Here is an 18,637-nt window from a genome sequence, read left to right on the forward strand (position 1 = left end):
GATGCCGGTCATCCAATCCGAACTCGATCCCCAGGGCGAAGACTTCGCCCGCAACCGCGAGGCCATGCTGGCTGCCGTGGCGAGCTTCCGCGAGGTCGAACAGAAGGTGCTGGACAAGGCCGCCGAGGCCAGGCCCAAGTTCGACAAGCGCGGCCAGCTGTTGCCACGCGAGCGCCTGAACCTGCTGCTGGACGTGGGTGCGCCGTTCCTCGAGATTTCCTCGCTGGCCGGCTACAAGCTGCATGACGACAAGGACGGCACCCAGGCCGGCGGCGGCATCATCTCCGGCATCGGCTACATCGCCGGGGTGCGCTGCCTGGTGACCGCCAGCAACAGCGCGATCAAGGGCGGCACCATCTCCCCCACCGGGCTGAAGAAGACCCTGCGCCTGCAGCAGATCGCCTTCGAGAACAAGCTGCCGGTGGTGGCGCTGACCGAGAGCGGCGGCGCCAACCTGAACTACGCGGCGGACATCTTCGTCGAGGGCGCGCGCGGCTTCGCCAACCAGGCGCGCATGTCGGCGGCAGGCATTCCCCAGGTCACCGTGGTGCATGGTTCGTCCACCGCGGGCGGCGCTTACCAGCCAGGACTGTCGGACTACGTGGTGGTAGTGCGCGGCAAGGCCAAGATGTTCCTCGCCGGCCCGCCGCTGCTCAAGGCCGCCACCGGCGAAATTGCCACCGATGAAGAACTGGGCGGCGCCGAACTGCACGCCCAGGTCGCCGGCACCGCCGAGTACCTGGCGGAGAACGACGCCGACGGCGTGCGCCTGGCGCGGGAAATCCTCGCCGCGCTGCCGTGGAACGCACAGCTGCCGGCCCGCACGATACAGGCGTGGGACGAGCCGCTGTACCCTGCGCAGGAATTGCTCGGCGTGGTCCCGGCGGACGCGAAGAAGCCCTACGACGTGCGCGAGATCATCGCGCGCATTGCCGACGGCTCGCGCTTCCTGGACTTCAAGAACGAGTTCGACAGCCAGACCGTCTGCGGCCACCTGCACATCGAAGGCCACGCCTGCGGCCTGATCGGCAACAACGGCCCGATCACCCCGCAGGGTGCGGCCAAGGCGGCGCAGTTCATCCAACTGTGCGAGCAGAGCAACACGCCGATCCTGTTCCTGCACAACACCACCGGCTTCATGGTTGGCACCGAATCCGAGCGCCTGGGCGTGATCAAGCACGGCTCGAAGATGATCCAGGCGGTGGCCAACGCCACGGTGCCCAAGCTGACCCTGGTCGTCGGCGGCTCCTACGGCGCCGGCAACTACGCCATGTGCGGCCGCGGGCTGGACCCGCGCTTCATCTTCGCTTGGCCCAACAGCCGCACCGCCGTGATGGGCGGCGCCCAGGCCGGCAAGGTGCTGCGCATCGTCACCGAGGAGAAGCACGCCAAGGAGGGCAAGGAGCCCGACCCGAAGATGCTCGACATGCTCGAACAGATGACTGCGCAGAAACTCGACGCCCAGTCCACCGCGCTTTATGGCACGGCGAGCCTGTGGGACGACGGCTTGATCGACCCGCGCGACACGCGCCAATTGCTCGGCTATCTGCTGGACATCTGCGCGGAGGCGGCCGTGCGGCCGCTCAAGGGTAATAGTTTTGGGGTAGCGAGGTTCTGACGGGAGTGCGGGCAAAAGCCCCTCTCCCCCCGCCCTCTCCCTGAAGGGAGAGGGAGCCAAAGCGACCCGGCGTAAAGCGAACCGCCCGGCCTTCCTCCTGACAGCCCCCTCTCTCTTCGGAGCGGGGCGCGCAGCCAGGGTTGGGGAGAGGGCAAGGGATGAACAACCAAGGCTCACGGAGAACAACAACAATGATCTTCACCCAGGAACACGAAGAACTCCGCCGCACCGTCCGTAACTTCGTCGAGAAGGAGATCAATCCCTACGTCGACGAATGGGAAAAGGCCGGTCGCTTCCCGATCCATGAAGTCTTCAAGAAGGCCGGCGACCTGGGCCTGCTGGGCATTTCCAAGCCGGAGAAATTCGGCGGCATGGGTCTGGACTACAGCTACTCGGTGGTCGCCGCCGAAGAGTTCGGCACCATCCATTGCGGCGGCGTGCCGATGGCCCTGGGCGTGCAGACCGACATGTGCACCCCGGCCCTGGCGCGCTTCGGCTCCGATGAACTGCGCGAGGAATTCCTCCGCCCGGCCATCGCCGGTGAAATGGTCGGCTGCATCGGCGTCTCGGAAGTCGGCGCCGGTTCCGACGTCGCCGGTCTGAAGACCACTGCGCGCAAGGACGGCGACGACTACGTCATCAACGGCAGCAAGATGTGGATCACCAACTCGCCCTCCGCCGACTTCATCTGCCTGCTGGCCAACACCTCCGACGACAAGCCCCACGTCAACAAGTCGCTGATCATGGTGCCGATGAAGTCCAAGGGCATCAGCGTCAGCCCGCACCTGGACAAGCTCGGCATGCGCAGCTCGGAGACCGCCCAGGTGTTCTTCGACGACGTGCGCGTCCCACAGCGCAACCGCATCGGCGCCGAGGGCGCGGGCTTCATGATGCAGATGCTGCAGTTCCAGGAGGAACGCCTGTTCGGCGCCGCCAGCGGGATCAAGGGCCTGGAGTACTGTGTCAACGCCACCATCGACTACTGCAAGGAGCGCAAGACCTTCGGCCAGTCGCTGATCGACAACCAGGTCATCCACTTCCGCATGGCCGAGCTGATGACCGAGATCGAGTGCCTGCGCGCCCTCACCTACCAGGCCACCGAGCAGTACATCCGCGGCAAGGACGTCACCCGCCTGGCCTCCATGGCCAAGCTCAAGGTCGGCCGTCTGGCCCGTGAAGTCACCGATGCCTGCCTGCAGTACTGGGGCGGCCAGGGTTTCATGTGGGAGAACCCGGTCTCCCGCGCCTACCGCGATACCCGCCTGGTCTCCATCGGCGGCGGTGCGGACGAAATCATGCTGGGCATCATCTGCAAAATGATGGGCACTCTGCCGGGCAAGAAGAAAGGCTAAGCGCTTTTTTGTAGGACCGCAGGATGGGTGGAGGCGCGCAGCGTCGATACCCATGCCGCGAAGTATCGATGGGTATCGCTTCGCTCCACCCATCCTACGGCGATCACAAGCGAGAACCGGTTGAACGAGGAACCCGGCATGAACGAACTGCCGAACTGCGAAACCCTGCTGCTGGAACCTGACGGCGGCGTATTGCACGTCACCCTGAACCGCCCGGACAGCCGAAACGCCATGAGCCTGGCGATGGTCGGCGAACTGCGTGCGGTGCTCGCCACCGTGCGCGACGACCGCGCTGTGCGCGCCATCGTCCTGCGCGGGGCCGGCGGGCACTTCTGCGCCGGTGGCGACATCAAGGACATGGCCGGCGCCCGCGCCGCCGGTCCCGACGCCTACGCCGCGCTGAACCGCGCCTTCGGCGGCCTGCTGGAAGAAGCCCAGGCGCAGCCCCAGGTAGTAGTCGCCGTATTGGAGGGAGCGGTGCTCGGCGGCGGCTTCGGCCTTGCCTGCATCTCGGACATCGCCCTGGCAGCGGCGGACGCACAGTTCGGCCTGCCGGAAACCAGCCTCGGCATTTTGCCGGCGCAGATCGCGCCCTTCGTGGTGAAACGCATCGGCCTGACCCAGGCGCGCCGTCTGGCCCTCACCGCCGCTCGCTTCGACGGCCGCGAGGCGCTGCGTCTGGGCCTGGCACATGCCTGCGCGGACAGCGCCGAGAGCCTCGGTGAGCAACTGGCCCAGGCGCTCGACCAGGTGCGCCGCTGCGCCCCTGGGGCCAACGCCGCGACCAAGGCGCTGCTGCTGGCCACCGAGACCGAAACCCTTGGTCCGCTGCTGGACGATGCCGCGCGCCAGTTCGCCGCCGCGGTGACTGGTGCGGAAGGCGCCGAAGGCACGATGGCCTTCGTACAGAAACGTAAACCGAACTGGGCGCAATAACCCACCGCGCGCACCGAACAACCCCCTCTCCCTTCAGGGAGAGGGTTGGGGAGAGGGAAACAACCACCATGCCCAGCTTCGACAAGATCCTCATTGCCAACCGTGGCGAGATCGCCTGCCGGGTGATCCGCACCGCCCACGACCTGGGCTACCGAACCGTGGCCGTCTACAGCGAGGCCGACACCAACGCCCGCCATGTACAACTGGCCGACGAGGCCGTGTGCATCGGCCCGGCGCCCGTGGGCCAGTCCTACCTGAAGCCCGAAGCCATCCTCGACGCGGCGAGACGCACTGGCGCCGGTGCGATCCACCCCGGCTACGGCTTCCTCTCGGAGAACGCCGACTTCGCCCGCGCCTGCGAGGCCGCCGGTATCGTCTTCATCGGGCCCGGCGTGGAAGCCATCCACCTGATGGGCAGCAAGCGCCTGTCGAAGATCGCCATGCTCGAAGCCGGCGTGCCCTGCATTCCGGGCTACGAAGGCGCGGAGCAGGACGACGCCACGCTGACCCGCGAGGCGCAGCGCATCGGCTATCCGCTGATGATCAAGGCCAGCGCCGGCGGTGGCGGGCGCGGCATGCGCCTGGTGACCCGCGACGAAGACCTCGCCGAACAGCTGCGCACCGCACGCTCGGAAGCGCAGAACGCCTTCGGCAGCGACGAGCTGATCCTGGAAAAAGCCGTGGTGCAGCCGCGCCATGTGGAAATCCAGGTATTCGGCGACAGCCACGGCAACATCGTCTACCTCGGCGAGCGTGATTGCTCGGTGCAACGCCGCCACCAGAAGGTCATCGAGGAAGCGCCCTGCCCGGTGCTGACCGAGGAGCTGCGCGCCGCCATGGGCACGGCAGCCGTGAAGGCCGCCGCGTCGGTGAACTATCGGGGCGCCGGTACCGTGGAGTTCCTGCTGGACGCCAGCGGCGCCTTCTACTTCCTGGAAATGAACACCCGCCTGCAGGTGGAGCACCCGGTCACCGAACTGGTCACCGGCCAGGACCTGGTGGCCTGGCAGATCCGCGTCGCCGAAGGCCACCCGCTGCCGCTGACCCAGGAGCAGATCCAGCTCAAGGGGCACGCCATCGAAGTGCGCCTGTACGCCGAGGATGCCGGTGGCGGCTTCCTCCCGCAGACCGGCCAGGTCCTGCGCTGGACGCCGCCGCAGCTGGATGGCATCCGCATCGACCACGGCCTGCGCGAAGGCCAGCCGGTGACGCCGTTCTACGACCCGATGCTGGCCAAGGTCATTGCTTATGGCGCGACCCGCGAAGAGGCTCGGCGCAAGCTGGTGCGCGCCGTCGAGGACTGCGTGCTGCTGGGCGTGAGCGCCAACCAGCGCTTCCTCGCCAACCTGCTCATGCACCCGGAATTCGCCGCCGGCAAGGCCACCACCGCGTTCATCGGCGAACAGTTTGCCGGTGACCCCAGCCTGGCCCCGCGCCAGCCGCAAGTACTGGAACTGGCCTGCGCCGCCGCCCTGCTCTACCAGGCTTCGGCCAGTGAGCGCGCGCACCAACCGGGACTCTCCGGTTGGCGTAGCGCGGGCAGCGCGCCATGGCGGTTCGCGCTCAAGCATGGCGAGGAGAAATTCGTCGTCGAACTGGAAGTCCGTGAACACGGCGCCCAGCCGGCACTGCTGGCGCGAATCGGTGACGCCGAGATCGCGCTGCGCCTGCTCGGTGAAGAAAACGGCGATGCCATCCTCGAAGCCGACGGCATTCGCCGCCGCCTGCCCTTCCACCGCGATGGCGCGCGCCTCTGGCTATATGGCGCGGACGGCAACCTGGAGCTGCTCGACGTCACCCACGAACCCGCTGGCGCGACCGGCGGTGCCGGCTCGGGCACCGTGAAAGCGCCGATGGATGGCGCCATCGTCGATGTGCTGGTGGCCGAAGGCACGCGAGTCAGCAAGGGCCAGCTGCTGCTGGTACTGGAAGCGATGAAGATGGAGCACCCGCTCAAGGCCGGCGTCGACGGCGTGATCCGCCGCGTGCAGGTGAGCAAGGGCGAGCAGGTGAAATCGCGACAATTGCTGGTGGAGGTGGAGGCGCTGGAGTCTGCCTGAGCCGATTTTCGCTTTTCGCTTTTCGTAGGACCGAGGGGGACGCCTAGTCCTTGCTCGCGAACAATCCCCGCTGCGGGGCCTGGGTTCGCTAGCAAGCTCGCTCCTACAGTTCCCATTCGCTATTCCGTCAGAACAAGACCACAAGAATACGGAGCCCCAACCATGTCCCTTAACGGCAAAACCCTCTTCATCACTGGCGCCAGCCGTGGCATCGGCCGCGAGATCGCCCTGCGCGCCGCCCGCGACGGCGCCAACATCGTCATCGCCGCCAAGAGCGCCGAACCCCATCCGAAGCTCGAGGGCACCATCTTCAGCGTCGCTGAAGAGGTCGAGGCCGCCGGCGGCAAGGCACTGGCGCTGCAACTGGACGTGCGCGACGAGAACGCCGTGCGCGACGCCATGGCCAAGGCTGCCGAGCATTTTGGCGGCATCGACGCCGTGGTGAACAACGCCGGCGCCATCAAGCTGGTCGGTGTGGAGCGCCTGGAGCCCAAGCGCTTCGACCTGATGTACCAGATCAACACCCGCGCCGTGATGGTCTGCAGCCAGGCCGCGCTGCCCTACCTGAAGCAGAGCAAGGGCCATATCCTCAGCCTGTCGCCGCCGATCAACCTGGCCGGCAAGTGGTTCGCCCAGCACGGCCCGTACACCGTCACCAAGTACGGCATGAGCATGCTCACCCTGGGGATGCACGAGGAATTCAAGAAGTACGGCATCAGCGTCAACGCCCTCTGGCCGAAGACCATGATCGCCACTGCTGCCATCGAGTTCGAGCTGGGCAGCCGCGACGCCTTCAAGCGCGCGCGCACCCCGGCGATCATGGCCGACGCCGCCTACACGATTCTCTCCAGCAGCGAACGCACCATCAGCGGGCGCCTGCTGATCGACGAAGACATCCTCCGCGAACAGGGCCAGAGCGACTTCGAGCAGTACCGCTTCGATCCGAACGGCGGCAGCCTGGTGCCCGACCTGTTCCTCGATTGAGCCCACTCGCGGACCTTTTCGTAGGGCGCATAACGCGGAACGCGTTATCCGCCGTTTGCCACACCTGGGCTAACGGCGGATAACCACAAGCGGTTATCCGCCCTACCAACCCTCCCACCATGGGCACCGTGTCGCCATTTACCAATCGACACAATCCCGCCCTGGCCGTCCGGCCACTGCTTTCTAGACTGCGATGAACGCCTGCCCGATGCGTTTGCCGATCTGCCCTGCGCCACGCGCGCAACAGCCATAGGCGCACGCCGGACGACGACCTAGAGTCGCTCGCAAGCGTCTGCACGCCACAGACAACAATGACAATAAGGGCACGCGTCAATGAGCCACGCCGATATCATCACCCCGACCCGCTTCCTCGCCCACCTGCCGGCCACCCTCGGCCGCGTGCCACGCATGCTGCGCGGGCTGTACTACACCGGCATCCGCAACCGCGAGAAGAACCTCTCCCTGGGCTGGGCGCTGGAGCGCGCTGCGCGCCTCTACCCGGACAGCCCGGCGCTGATCGACGAACGCCGGCGCCTGTCCTATGCCCTCTTCAACGGCTGGGCCAACCGCCTGGCGCGAGCCTTCCAGGCCGAGGGAGTGGGCCATGCCAGCGTGGTCGCGGTGATGCTGGAGAACCGCGCCGAACTCATGGTGGTACTTGCCGCCCTGGCCAAGCTCGGCGCCATCGGCGCGCTGGTCAACACCACCCAGCGCGGCCAGGTACTCAGCCACAGCCTCAACCTGGTCAAGCCCAGCCACTTTGTGGTCGGCGAGGAGCTGCGCGAGGCTTTCGAAGACGTCCGCCCGGCCCTGGAGAACAGCGGCGGGCGCTGCTACTGGATCGCCGACGGTGAGGAGTCGGCGCAGGCTCCAGTCGGCTGGCAGAGCCTGATGCGACTGGCCCAGGAACAGGATTCCAACAACCTGCCGGAAACCGCCAAGGTCCGCCTGAAGGACGCCTGCTTCTACATCTACACCTCCGGCACCACCGGCCTGCCGAAGGCCTCGATCATGAGCCACGGCAAGTGGATCAAGGCCTACGGCGGCTTCGGCCATTCCGGGCTGGGGCTGACCAACAGCGACGTGCTCTACCTGACCCTGCCGTGCTACCACAACAACGCCGTGACCGTGTGCTGGAGCGCCGTGCTCGCCGGTGGCGCGGCCATTGCCCTACGCCGCAAGTTCTCCGCCAGCGCCTTCTGGAAAGACGTGCAGACCTACCAGGCAACCTGCTTCGGCTACATAGGTGAACTCTGCCGCTACCTGCTGAACCAGCCCCAGTGCGCGGAAGAGCGTGGCAATACCCTGACCTGCATGATCGGCAACGGCCTGCGCCCGTCGATCTGGAACGAGTTCAAGGAGCGCTTCGGCATCGAACGGATCACCGAGTTCTATGCCTCCAGCGAGGGCAATATCGGTTTCACCAACGTGTTCAACTTCGACAATACGGTGGGCTTCTCGCCGGCAACCTACGCGATCGTCCGCTACGACCTGGAAAACGACCAGCCGGTGCGCAACGCCAAGGGTTTCATGGAGAAAGTCGACAAGGGCGAAGCCGGCCTGCTGATCAGCGAGATCAGCGACAAGTGGCCGTTCGACGGCTACACCGACCCGGCCAAGAGCGAGGCGGTGATCTACCGCAACGTGTTCAAGGAAGGCGACACCTGGTTCAACACTGGCGACCTGATGCGCGACATCGGTTTCAAGCACACGCAGTTCGTCGACCGCCTGGGCGACACCTTCCGCTGGAAGGGCGAGAACGTCTCCACCACCGAGGTGGAAAACGCCCTGGGCGCCTTCCCCGGCGTGGAGGATGCAGTGGTCTACGGCGTGGAGATCCCCGGTACCAACGGCCGCTGCGGGATGGCAGCGCTGCGCCTGGCCGACGGCGCCAGCCTGGACGCCGCGCTGCTGGCGGCGCACCTGGACCGCGAGCTACCGGCGTACGCCGTGCCGCTGTTCCTGCGTCTGCTGGTGCAGGTGGAGACCACCGGTACCTTCAAGTACAAGAAGACCGACCTCAAGCGCAACGCGTACGACCCATCATCCGTGACCGAAGCGTTGTACGTGCGCCTGCCCGGCGAGGCGGACTACCGGGCGCTGGACGGGGCTCTGTTCGAGGCGATTCGCGGCGGCGTGCACCGGTTCTGACGACCTCGCTCCTACAAGGGCGGACGCAGCGATCAGTTGCGGAACTTGAACTGCAGCTCGGCGCCGCGGATATCCGAGTGCCAACTGTCGTCGTTGGCCTCGCGCTCATTGGGTTCGCGCTGGATCAACCGACCGCCGACCTCGAACGGGCTCTGCCCGACCTTCTCGCCGAACATCGGCGGCAGGATCGGCTTCTCCTCGAGCACGGTGATGGGATCGTCCGCCTGTTCCTGATGGAGCAGATCCTTGGGCAGGCGCAGATCCAGCTTCACGGGCGGCAGCGGCTGCTTGACCACCGGATCGACCGGCTTCTTCACCTGTGCCGGGGTTTTCGAAGGCGCTTTGGCCTCCGGCTTTATCGCCGCCTCGACGGCGGGAGCCCTGGGCGACGCTACGGCCTTGGCGGCGGCAGGCTTGGCCTCATCCTCACGCGGCTGCTCAGCAGCAGGCTTGGGCGCAGGCGCACTGGCCGCCTCCGGTGTCACTGCTGCGGCAGGCGCGGGAGCTGCAACCGGCGTGGCAGCCTTGTCCTTGTGCTCGTCGCCACAAGCGGCGAGCAGCAGGGACAAACTGGCGACAATGAGGATTCGGGACTTCTTCATGCAGCAGACCGTCAGAAAAACCGCGCAATGCTGGCGCGAGATTCATTGCAGAGCAAGAGGCTTGCCGTAACAAGCCTCTACTACTGAACAATCTGACAGAACAGCGCTGAACCTGGCCTGTCATTGATCAAGGATTGTCAGGTAGATCCTTCAGAGCCTTGTCGATATCCAGACCGGGAAAGCGCTGGCGCAGGCTCTCGCGTACACGTTCCGCCTCTGCCTTCAGACCCTTGCCTTGCAAGTCGTGCAGGTGCAACAGACTGGTACGCGGCTCACCCGCCTCCTCCGCGAACGCTTGCAGCTTGCCTTGGGCCCGCATGCCCGGCTGAACCGGCGTGTCAGCAAGCTCCCGGGCCTCGGCTTTCGCGCTGTCCACCGCCATTTTCTTGCTCATTGGCGCCGTCTTGGCGAGTTCTTCCATCGCAGCCCCCGCAGCAGCGCTATCCATCTGCGGCGCAGCCATGCTCGGCTCCGCCGCATAGGGCGCGGCAGCCGGAGCCGCTGGCGGTGCCATGGCCGGTGCGGGAGCCGGCGCGCGCATCATCGCTGGGGCGGCTGGCGCATCGAAGCGGTTCGGCGATTCCTCGTAGGTTCGCAAGGTCAGGCTCAGGCCAATGCCCAGGGTTGCCAGTCCTGCCACGGCGACTCCCCAGCGCTGCCGACTGCCGGCGCCCAGCAGCCAGTGGTGCAGACGTTGGGCGAAACCCGGTTTCTGCTCCTGCGCGGCGGCACGGGCGGCGGCCAGGATGCGCGCGTCCAGCTGCGCCGACGGCTGCTCATCGCTGTGCCGACGGTAGTGCTCGAGCAGGTCCTGCTCGTGCGAATCGCGGTTCATGGGCTCACCTCCTCGGTCACCGACGGGTCGGACAACAACCGACGCAACTTTTGCATTGCATAGCGAAGACGGCTTTTCACCGTTTCGGCCGGAGTTTTCGTCAGCTCGGCAATTTCGTTCAGCTCCAGATCACCATGGGTGCGCAGCAGGAACACTTCGCGCTGCTCCGCCGGCAGGGACTCCAGCGCACCCTGCAGGCGTTGCTGGTCGCGGCTCAGGCTCAACTCGCGCTCGGGGTCGACGCTTTCGCCAGCCAGCGCCTCGCCGTGCAACTGCTCGTCGAAGCTCTCCTGACGCCCCTGGTGGCGGCCGAGCTTGCGCCAGTGGTCGATCAGGCGGTTGCGGCCGATCTGGTACAACCAGGTCTTGAAACTGGCCGCACCCAGCGGCTGGCTGTCGCTGCGGATCAGGCTCATCCAGGTTTCCTGGAACACTTCCTCGGCCTGGGCGTGATCGCCACACAGGCCACAGAGGAAGCGGAACAGGCCGAGGCGATGGCGGGCGTAAAGTTCACCGAAGGCCTCGGCGTCGCCTTGTCGATAGCGCCGCAGCAGGGCCGCGTCGTTTTCGTCCTTGGGGGATATCTTCAACTCTCTCGATCCGTGTCGGTACGGGTGTCTGCAGGCACTGCGCCAGCTGCCCAGTATCGCCGATGTCGCGCGCGCCGGCGTAGCGCCGGGTTTCCATTGGCCAGCAGGCGGAAGGGATTGGCTATCGAGCGGCACGGCATCGGTCTCATCGAGGGTTCAACTCCCTTGGACGAGATGGCGAGTGGAAACGGGTCGATTCCACCGCCGAAAACGCCACGGGGCGCACGACCGAGAACGGTAGTACACTCCATGGCGCAAGCGCCGAAAGCTGTCAGGCGGCGATCAGCTCCTCCTGACACAGCTGGCAGGCCAGCATGCCGAGGGTCATGATCGCCCGCTCCGCCTCGCGGTCCCACGGGATGCCGCAGGTCAGGCGCAGGCAGTTGTTGAACTGCTCGGTGTTACTGAAGATCAGCCCCGGCGCGATGCTGATGCCCTGCTCCAGCGCGCGCACATGCAATTCCTTGGTGTTCACCTTGGCCGGCAGGCTGACCCAGAGGATGAAGCCACCCTTGGGCCGGGTCATCTGCGTGCCTTCAGGGAAATACTGCTGCACGGCCAGCTGATAGGCGGTCATGTTCTTGCGGTACTCCTGGCGGATGTAGCGCAGGTGCCGGTCATAGCCGCCGTTCTCCAGGTACGCCGCCACGCCCATCTGGGTGACGGTGCACGCCGAATGCGTGGTGAAGGTCTGCAGGCGGCGGATTTCCTCCTGGTAGCGCTCGGTGATGATCCAGCCGATACGCACGCCGGGGGAAATCGTCTTGGAGAAGCTCGAGCAGTACACCACGCGGCCGTCGCGGTCGTGAGCCTTGAGCGCCTTGGTCTGGCCCTGGTCGAACATCAGCTCGCCGTAGATGTCGTCCTCGATCACTCCGATGTTGTGTTCGGCAGTGAGCTTGAGCAGCGCCTTCTGGCGATCCTCCGGAATGGTGCCGCCCAGCGGATTGCTCAGGCGCGCGGTCAGCACCAGCGCCTTGATCGGCCACTGGTTGGCGGCCAGTTGCAGGGCCTCCAGGCTGATGCCGGTGAGCGGGTCGCTGGGGATCTCGATGACCTTCAGGCCGAGGATGTCGGCCAACTGCAACAGGCCGTAGTAGCTCGGCGACTCGGTGGCGATCAGGTCGCCCGGACGGGTCATCACGCGCAAGGCCATATGGATGGCGTCCACGCAACCATGGGTAATGGTCACCTGGGTCGGATCGACCACCACGCCAGCATCGCGCATGCGGATTGCCACCTGGCGGCGCAGCGGCTCGTAGCCAGGGCTGAACATGTAGCTGAAGGCGCGCGGGCTGGAGAAGCGCGTGACCTTGGCCAACTGCTGGTGCAGCGCGCGGACCGGGAGGTAATCCACATGCGGCACGGCAGCGCCCAGCGGAAACACGCCCTCGCGGCGCGCTTCGGCGAGCACCTGGTTGATGATGCTGCTGCGGGTGACCAGGCCGGGCCGCTCGACACGGGCAATGTCCGGGGTCGAGGCGGTCAGGGCCGGCGTGCGGTGCACGTAGAAGCCGGACTGCGGGCGCGCGCGGATCAGCCCCTGGTCTTCGAGGGTGGCGTAGGCCTGGAGCACAGTGGCATGGCTGACGTTGAGCTGAGTGCTCAACTTGCGCACGGACGGCACGCGCTCGCCCGGCTGGTAGACACCACGACGGATGTCTTCCGCCAGTTGCTGGGCGATGCGCTGGTAGAGCAGCAGATTGGACATGACGGCCATCCCTCGGTCATTGAACCGAAACAGTAGCCAAAAACTGCAAACTGTTCCAGAACAGTCGTCAGGATTCCGTCCGATACAGCTGCACTGCCCTGCCCGCTCAGATCTCTCCGAGCCAGTCCAGCAGCCCCGCCACGACCAGCTGCGCATCAGTGGTCAGGCCGAGCTTCTGCATGGCGTTGCGCTTGTGGGTGCTGATGGTGGACACGCTGCGATTGGTCCGCTCGGCGATTTCCCCCACCGTGGCGCCATGGGCCAGCCGGCGGATGATGTCGATCTCGGTGGGGCTCAGCGGCTTGCCGGTATGGCGCGGCGGCCGCAACATCGGGTCGATGTAGGTCTCGCCCTTGCGGATACGGGCGATGGCGTCGTCCAGCAGGCTCAGCGGGTTGCGCTTGCAGACATAGCCCACGGCGCCGCACTTGACCGCCGCAGTCGCCAGCAGCGGCGCCCCCATGACCGAATAGACCAGCACGGGCACCTCCGGATGGTGACGCTGCAGCCATTCGATCAGGTGTACGCCGTCACGGCCGCGGGCGCCGGGAAGCGCCAACTCGACGATAGCCAGGTCAACCTCGGGATGGGCGGTGAGGACATCCAGCAGGCTATCGGTGTCGCTGACGAAGGCTTTCACCTGCCCCAGTTCACGCTCCAGCAGATAGCGCTCCAGGCCCCAGCCGATCATCGGCTGCGGGTCCGCCACGATTACATTGAAAAGCTTCTTTTCGGGTGACATCACGTTCTCTCGTTTACAGCTCCCCTGAGGGGATTAGTCGCACCCGGCTATTTTCGCCAAGCTGCCACTCGAAAGATTTCGAGATCCCCCTGACGAAAAACCCCGGAGCCGAGGCTTCCAGGGTTTTCCTGTGACGGGATATTGCGAAGGGATCAGCGTTCGGCGCCGAGCTGGCCCTTCTCGTCGGAGAAGACGATCTCCACCCGGCGGTTCTGCGCACGCCCCAGCGACGAGGCGTTGTCCGAGATCGGGTAGGCCTCGCCGTAGCCCTGCACCTGTACGCGTTTCTCATCCACGCCCAGATCGGTCAGTGCGTCAGCCACGGCTTGCGCGCGGTCCTTGGACAGCTGCAGATTCTGCTCGCGGTCGCCTTCGGCATCGGTGTAACCCTCGATGCGGATCACCCGGCGCGGGTTGAGCTGGAGGAACTGCACCACCTTGAGCACGGTCCGGTTGGCTGCGGGCTTGAGATCCGCTTCGCCGCTGTCGAACAGCACGTCGCCGAGGGTCAGCACCAGGCCGCGCTCGGTTTCGTTGGTGGCGAGGCTGACCATCTGCTGCTCCAGCCACTTGCTCTGCTCCTGCACGTTGAGCAGGCGCGCTTCGCGCATCGCCAGTTGCAGGCGCTCACGCTCCATCTGCTGCTTGCCCAGGCGCTCCTGGTTCAGCGCCAGATTGCTGTGCTCGCGGGCGATCTCGCTGTAGCGCTGGCTGAGGTAGGAGTACTGCAGCACGTCGTCGCTGCTGCCCCAGTAGTTGGACAGGCGCTCGGCACGGGCCAGCGATTCGCCGGCGCGAATCACGTCCTTGGGCGCGCTGCGCAAAACGGCAGAGTCTTCCTTGACCGCCTGGAACTGCAGGCGGGCCTGCTCCAGGGATTTCTCGCTGAGCTGGCTGTTGGCACAGCCGGCCAGCAGCGCGACGGCAGAAAGAGCACCTACCCACGAGAAGCTACGGCGCAACAGTTGTGCGGAAGTCATTGCACTTCTCCCAACTGTTTGCGCAGACGATTGATACTCTTGCTCTGCTCGGCCAGTTGCTCGGCGCTCTTGCGCGTCAGCTCCTTGGCCTCGGCCAGGCGGGCGTCGAGCTCGGCCTGTTCGGCGAGCTGCCGCGCCTTCTTGTTCGAGCCGACCGCCAGGGCGCCCCTGGCAGCCTGGTACTTGTCCTCGGCGAGCTTGAACTCGGCCACGTCATCGGTCGCCCCCACGGCCTTGGCCTGCTCCAGCGCCTGCTCGGTGAGACGCATCTGCTCGTTGGGTGCCGGGTCGTTCGTCGCACAGCCGGCCAACGCAAACAAAGCCAGGCCGGCGACTATCATCCGTCGATTGATCACGAAATCTATTGTCCTACTCGGTGGGAGTGCTGGCAGGCTGCAGCTGCTGGGCCTTCCAGCGGGCCAGGTTGTCCTGCAGCAGGCGCTGCGGGACTCCGGCGGCCGTCAATTCTGTCATTTTTTTCGCCAGTTGTCCGCGCAGCCACGGGTCGTTGCAGGCCGAGTTGTGCGCCACGGTCAGGTACAGACCTTCGCTGGAGATCGGCGGTTCCAGCGGCTGCAGGTCGTCAGCCATGCCGAGGGTATCGGCGACCGCAAGGCCGGGATAGTGCTCGTAGATCACATAATCCGAGCGCTTGAGCAGCAGTTTCTGGAACGCCTGGGTCAGGCTGGGCACCTCCTCCAGGGTCAGCTCCTGCTTGGCGAAGGTGTCGAAGTCCGGACCGAAGCTGTTGTTCACCAGCGTGCCGCCTTTCAGGCCGCGCAGGTCATCGCGCCCGGCGTAGGGCGTGACGGCATCCTTGCGCATCCACACCACATTGTCGGTGGTGAGGAAGGCGGGGTGGATGTAGTCCATGGTCTCCAGGCGCGGTGGCGTGAGGAAGGCGCCGGCAATCAGATCAACGCGCCCCAGTCTCGCCTCTTCCTGCGCACGCGCCCAGGAACCGCTATAGATCACCCGGATATTCACTCCGATGGCCTTGCCGATCTGCTCGAGCAGGTCGGCATTGGCACCGATCAGGCGTTCCGGCTGCGCCGGGTCGCGCCACAAGTAGGGTGGGTACTCCGGATTACCGGTGGCAACCAGCCGCTCGCACTTGCCGCCCGCGACGCCGAAAAGGGGAATCAAGAAAGTCACCAGCAGAAGAGCTGCACGCAGCACCCTGGAACATCCATGCATTGGTTGTCTCGCTTGCCAGAAGAAAGAACGGCCATGCTTAGAGCCGCAAAATGCTAGCGTAAAGCACACCGACCCGATTTGGTAATAAGGACTTCTCATGAAGAAAGCCCTTCTGGCCCTTCTCCTGGCGATAGCCGTCGCCGCCGGCGTGTTGTACGCCTTCCCCTCCACCCTGCTGGCGACCGCGCAGTACGTCGAAAGCGCCCGTGCTCGGCTGTCCACCAACAGCCTGCAGGTCGACGACCTGGACATCACCTACTACGAGGGCGGCCCGGACAAGGCCCAGACCATCCTGCTGATCCACGGCTTCGGCGCCGACAAGAGCAACTGGCCGCGCTTCGCCCGCTTCCTGACCCAGGACTATCACGTCATCGCCGTCGACCTTCCCGGATTCGGCGACAGCAGCAAACCGCAGAACATCAGCTACGACGTCGGCACCCAGGCCGAGCGCCTGGCGGATTTCATGCGCGAACTGGGCATCGGCCGCTTCCACGTGGTCGGCAACTCCATGGGCGGCCACATCGCTGCGCTGCTGGCCGCGCGGCATCCGCAGGAGGTGCTGTCGGTCGGCCTGTTCGACAATGCCGGCGTCATGGCGCCGCACCAGAGCGAGCTGTTCGAGCGGCTGCTCAAGGGCGGTGACAACCCGCTGGTACTGCGTTCGGTGGATGACTTCCCGGCCCTGCTCGACTTCGTCTTCGTGCAGAAGCCGCCGCTACCGTCGCGACTGCAGGATTACCTGGCCGAACGCTCGCTGGAGCGCAGCGCGTTCAACGGCATGGTCTTCCAGCAGCTACGTGAGCGCTACATCCCGCTGGAGCCCGAACTGCCGAAGATCACCGTACCGACCCTGCTGCTGTGGGGGGACCGCGACCGTGTGCTGGATGTGTCGAGCATCGATGTCATGAAGCCGCTGCTGAAGAAACCCAGCGTGGCGATACTGCGCGATTGCGGCCACGTGCCGATGATCGAGCGTCCGGAGGAGACTGCGCGCCTCTACCTCGACTTCCTCCAGCGCAATCATGCGCCCGTTACCGCATCGAACTGAACCCGACTGGAAAACAGAAACGGCGCCCTGGGGCGCCGTTTCTGTTTCTGCTCGGTATCGAATTCAGAGCTGGATCAGATTCGGGATCTGCACGTCCGGATTGACGTCCTGCTCATAGTCCACGCCAGCGATCTCGAAACCGAAGAGGCGCAGGAACTCGGACTTGTAGCCGGTGAAATCGGTCAGCTGGTACAGGTTCTCGTTGGTCACCTTGTTCCACAGATCCTTCACGGTGTCCTGCACGTCCGGCTGCAGCTCCTTGTAGTCCGCGCGCAGGCGGCCATCGGCGTCCAGGTGCGGCTCGGCGCCGTACAGGCTCTCGCGGAACAGGCCGTCGACCTGCTCGATGCAGCCTTCGTGGGTGCCCTTCTCCTTCATCACCTTGAACAGCAGCGACAGGTACAGCGGCATCATCGGGATGGCCGAGCTGGCCTGGGTAACCACGGCTTTCAGCACGGAAACACGAGCGTCGCCACCGGTAGCGGCCAGCTTCTCGCGAATGCCCAGGACCTTCTGGTCCAGATCCTTCTTGGCGGCACCGATGGAGCCGTTCCAGTACAGGTCGTGGGTGATCTCTTCGCCCAGGTAGGTGAAGGCGGTGGTCTTGGCGCCGTCGGCCAGCACACCGGCCTCCTGCAGAGCGTCGATCCACATCTGCCAATCTTCACCGCCCATTACCGCTACGGTGTTGGCGATTTCCTCAGGCGTCGCCGGCTCCATCACGCTTTCCTTGATCACTTCCTTGTCGGTGTCCAGACCACGGAAGTTGACGGCCTTGCCCACCGGCTTGAGCACAGAGTTGAAGACCTCGCCGGTCTTCGGATGGGTACGGCGCGGAGCAGCCAGGCTGTAGACGACCAGGTCGACCTTGCCCAGGTCCTGCTTGATGGTGTCGATGGTGACTTTCTTCACTTCATCGGAGAAGGCGTCGCCGTTGATGCTGCGCGCATACAAGCCCTTGGCCTTGGCGAACTTCTCGAAGGCAGCGGAGTTGTACCAGCCGGCGGTGCCCGCCTTGGTTTCGCTGCCCGGGCGCTCGAAGAACACGCCCAGGGTGTCGGCGCCGGCGCCAAAGGCGGCGCTGATGCGCGCGGCCAGGCCGTAGCCGGTGGAGGAACCGATGACCAGGACCTTCTTCGGACCGTTGGCGATGGGGCCGTGCGCCTCGACGTACTCGATCTGTTCCTTGACGTTGGCTTCACAGCCGGTCGGGTGGGTAGTGACGCAGATGAAGCCACGCACGCGCGGTTTGATGATCATGAAAACCTCGGTAGCCAGGTGTCGATTGAACACATTCAGGAACTGGAGACGTCGCGCATTGTAGATGAGACACCTTCGCCCGTGGACTTCTCGGCAAAGATTCGTGACCAATGGGTCATCGACGCGGCGAATAGACCATTTCCCGTGGAAAATCAGGAACCTGAAATGAAAGAACCCGCCACGGGGGCGGGTTCCTTCACTGAGCGGAAAAGGCTTAGACAGCCTTTTCCAGCTCCGGTACGGCTTCGAACAGATCGGCGACCAGGCCATAGTCGGCGACCTGGAAGATCGGCGCCTCTTCGTCCTTGTTGATCGCGACGATCACTTTCGAGTCCTTCATGCCCGCCAGGTGCTGGATGGCGCCGGAGATACCGACGGCCACGTACAGCTGCGGAGCGACGATCTTGCCGGTCTGGCCGACCTGCATGTCGTTCGGCACGAAGCCGGCGTCAACGGCAGCGCGGGAAGCGCCGACGGCAGCGCCCAGCTTGTCAGCCAGGGAGTAGAGGATCTTGAAGTTGTCGCCATTGCCCATGCCGCGGCCGCCGGAAACGACGATCTTGGCAGCGGT

General features: G+C 65.3%; 17 protein-coding genes. 7 read left to right on the forward strand and 10 right to left on the reverse strand.

Going from position 1 to position 18,637, the window contains the following annotated elements; translation table 11 throughout:
* The first annotated feature begins 1 nt into the window (after window position 1).
* The 6 genes from atuC to FAS41_RS10600 all read left to right on the forward strand — a co-directional run bounded on the left by atuC (window position 2) and on the right by FAS41_RS10600 (window position 9,101).
* A complete protein-coding gene (gene atuC, locus FAS41_RS10575) occupies window positions 2-1,618 on the forward strand; it encodes a geranyl-CoA carboxylase subunit beta (RefSeq protein WP_138521934.1) in 1,617 nt (538 codons plus the stop codon).
* 191 nt (window positions 1,619-1,809) lie between these two features.
* Window positions 1,810-2,970 (forward strand): citronellyl-CoA dehydrogenase, encoded by a 1,161-nt coding sequence (gene atuD / locus FAS41_RS10580; RefSeq protein WP_138521936.1) that lies wholly within the window; start codon window positions 1,810-1,812, stop codon window positions 2,968-2,970.
* 138 nt (window positions 2,971-3,108) lie between these two features.
* The gene (atuE, locus tag FAS41_RS10585) at window positions 3,109-3,906 is read left to right on the forward strand and encodes an isohexenylglutaconyl-CoA hydratase (RefSeq protein WP_138521938.1); all 798 of its coding nucleotides are present in this window, start codon (window positions 3,109-3,111) and stop codon (window positions 3,904-3,906) included.
* Window positions 3,907-3,974: 68 nt separating this feature from the next.
* Window positions 3,975-5,966, forward strand: a complete 1,992-nt coding sequence (gene atuF, locus FAS41_RS10590; RefSeq protein ID WP_138521940.1) for a geranyl-CoA carboxylase subunit apha — start codon at window positions 3,975-3,977, stop codon at window positions 5,964-5,966.
* Window positions 5,967-6,128: 162 nt separating this feature from the next.
* Window positions 6,129-6,950, forward strand: a complete 822-nt coding sequence (locus tag FAS41_RS10595; protein ID WP_138521942.1) for an SDR family oxidoreductase — start codon at window positions 6,129-6,131, stop codon at window positions 6,948-6,950.
* A 333-nt stretch (window positions 6,951-7,283) separates the two neighbouring features.
* Window positions 7,284-9,101, forward strand: a complete 1,818-nt coding sequence (locus FAS41_RS10600) for a long-chain-acyl-CoA synthetase (protein WP_138521944.1) — start codon at window positions 7,284-7,286, stop codon at window positions 9,099-9,101.
* Between the two features lie 32 nt (window positions 9,102-9,133).
* Here FAS41_RS10600 and FAS41_RS10605 read toward each other — a convergent pair whose 3' ends face one another.
* The 8 genes from FAS41_RS10605 to FAS41_RS10640 form a co-directional block, all read right to left on the reverse strand.
* Complete coding sequence (locus FAS41_RS10605; protein WP_246084855.1) at window positions 9,134-9,703, reverse strand: hypothetical protein; 570 nt, start codon at window positions 9,701-9,703, stop codon at window positions 9,134-9,136.
* A gap of 127 nt (window positions 9,704-9,830) precedes the next feature.
* The gene (locus FAS41_RS30820) at window positions 9,831-10,538 is read right to left on the reverse strand and encodes a hypothetical protein (RefSeq protein ID WP_171049474.1); all 708 of its coding nucleotides are present in this window, start codon (window positions 10,536-10,538) and stop codon (window positions 9,831-9,833) included.
* Window positions 10,535-11,128, reverse strand: a complete 594-nt coding sequence (locus FAS41_RS10615) for an RNA polymerase sigma factor (protein ID WP_138521948.1) — start codon at window positions 11,126-11,128, stop codon at window positions 10,535-10,537. The genes FAS41_RS30820 and FAS41_RS10615 overlap by 4 nt, the downstream gene beginning before the upstream one ends.
* A 271-nt stretch (window positions 11,129-11,399) precedes the next feature.
* The gene (locus tag FAS41_RS10620; RefSeq protein ID WP_045212506.1) at window positions 11,400-12,839 is read right to left on the reverse strand and encodes an aminotransferase-like domain-containing protein; all 1,440 of its coding nucleotides are present in this window, start codon (window positions 12,837-12,839) and stop codon (window positions 11,400-11,402) included.
* A gap of 106 nt (window positions 12,840-12,945) precedes the next feature.
* On the reverse strand, window positions 12,946-13,581 hold the full coding sequence (locus tag FAS41_RS10625; protein ID WP_138521950.1) for a response regulator: 636 nt from the start codon (window positions 13,579-13,581) through the stop codon (window positions 12,946-12,948).
* A 152-nt stretch (window positions 13,582-13,733) separates the two neighbouring features.
* Window positions 13,734-14,561 (reverse strand): OmpA family protein, encoded by an 828-nt coding sequence (locus tag FAS41_RS10630; protein ID WP_138521952.1) that lies wholly within the window; start codon window positions 14,559-14,561, stop codon window positions 13,734-13,736.
* On the reverse strand, window positions 14,558-14,902 hold the full coding sequence (locus tag FAS41_RS10635) for a DUF4398 domain-containing protein (RefSeq protein WP_138521973.1): 345 nt from the start codon (window positions 14,900-14,902) through the stop codon (window positions 14,558-14,560). Before FAS41_RS10635 ends, FAS41_RS10630 begins: the two co-directional genes overlap by 4 nt.
* A gap of 28 nt (window positions 14,903-14,930) precedes the next feature.
* Window positions 14,931-15,758 (reverse strand): substrate-binding periplasmic protein, encoded by an 828-nt coding sequence (locus tag FAS41_RS10640; protein ID WP_138521954.1) that lies wholly within the window; start codon window positions 15,756-15,758, stop codon window positions 14,931-14,933.
* Between the two features lie 97 nt (window positions 15,759-15,855).
* Between FAS41_RS10640 and FAS41_RS10645 the strand changes: the two genes are divergently transcribed.
* Window positions 15,856-16,806: an alpha/beta fold hydrolase gene (locus FAS41_RS10645; protein ID WP_138521956.1), complete on the forward strand. Its 951-nt coding sequence runs from the start codon at window positions 15,856-15,858 to the stop codon at window positions 16,804-16,806.
* 63 nt (window positions 16,807-16,869) lie between these two features.
* Here the strand turns inward: FAS41_RS10645 and fabV are convergent, their stop codons facing one another.
* Together fabV and FAS41_RS10655 are read right to left on the reverse strand one after the other, a co-directional pair.
* Complete coding sequence (gene fabV, locus FAS41_RS10650) at window positions 16,870-18,066, reverse strand: enoyl-ACP reductase FabV (RefSeq protein WP_017517613.1); 1,197 nt, start codon at window positions 18,064-18,066, stop codon at window positions 16,870-16,872.
* Between the two features lie 214 nt (window positions 18,067-18,280).
* The coding region (locus FAS41_RS10655) for an electron transfer flavoprotein subunit alpha/FixB family protein (RefSeq protein WP_218939108.1) at window positions 18,281-18,637 on the reverse strand (357 nt) is incomplete at its 5' end.

This window comes from Pseudomonas nicosulfuronedens, assembly GCF_005877905.1.
GTDB classification, from domain to species: Bacteria; Pseudomonadota; Gammaproteobacteria; order Pseudomonadales; family Pseudomonadaceae; genus Pseudomonas; species Pseudomonas nicosulfuronedens.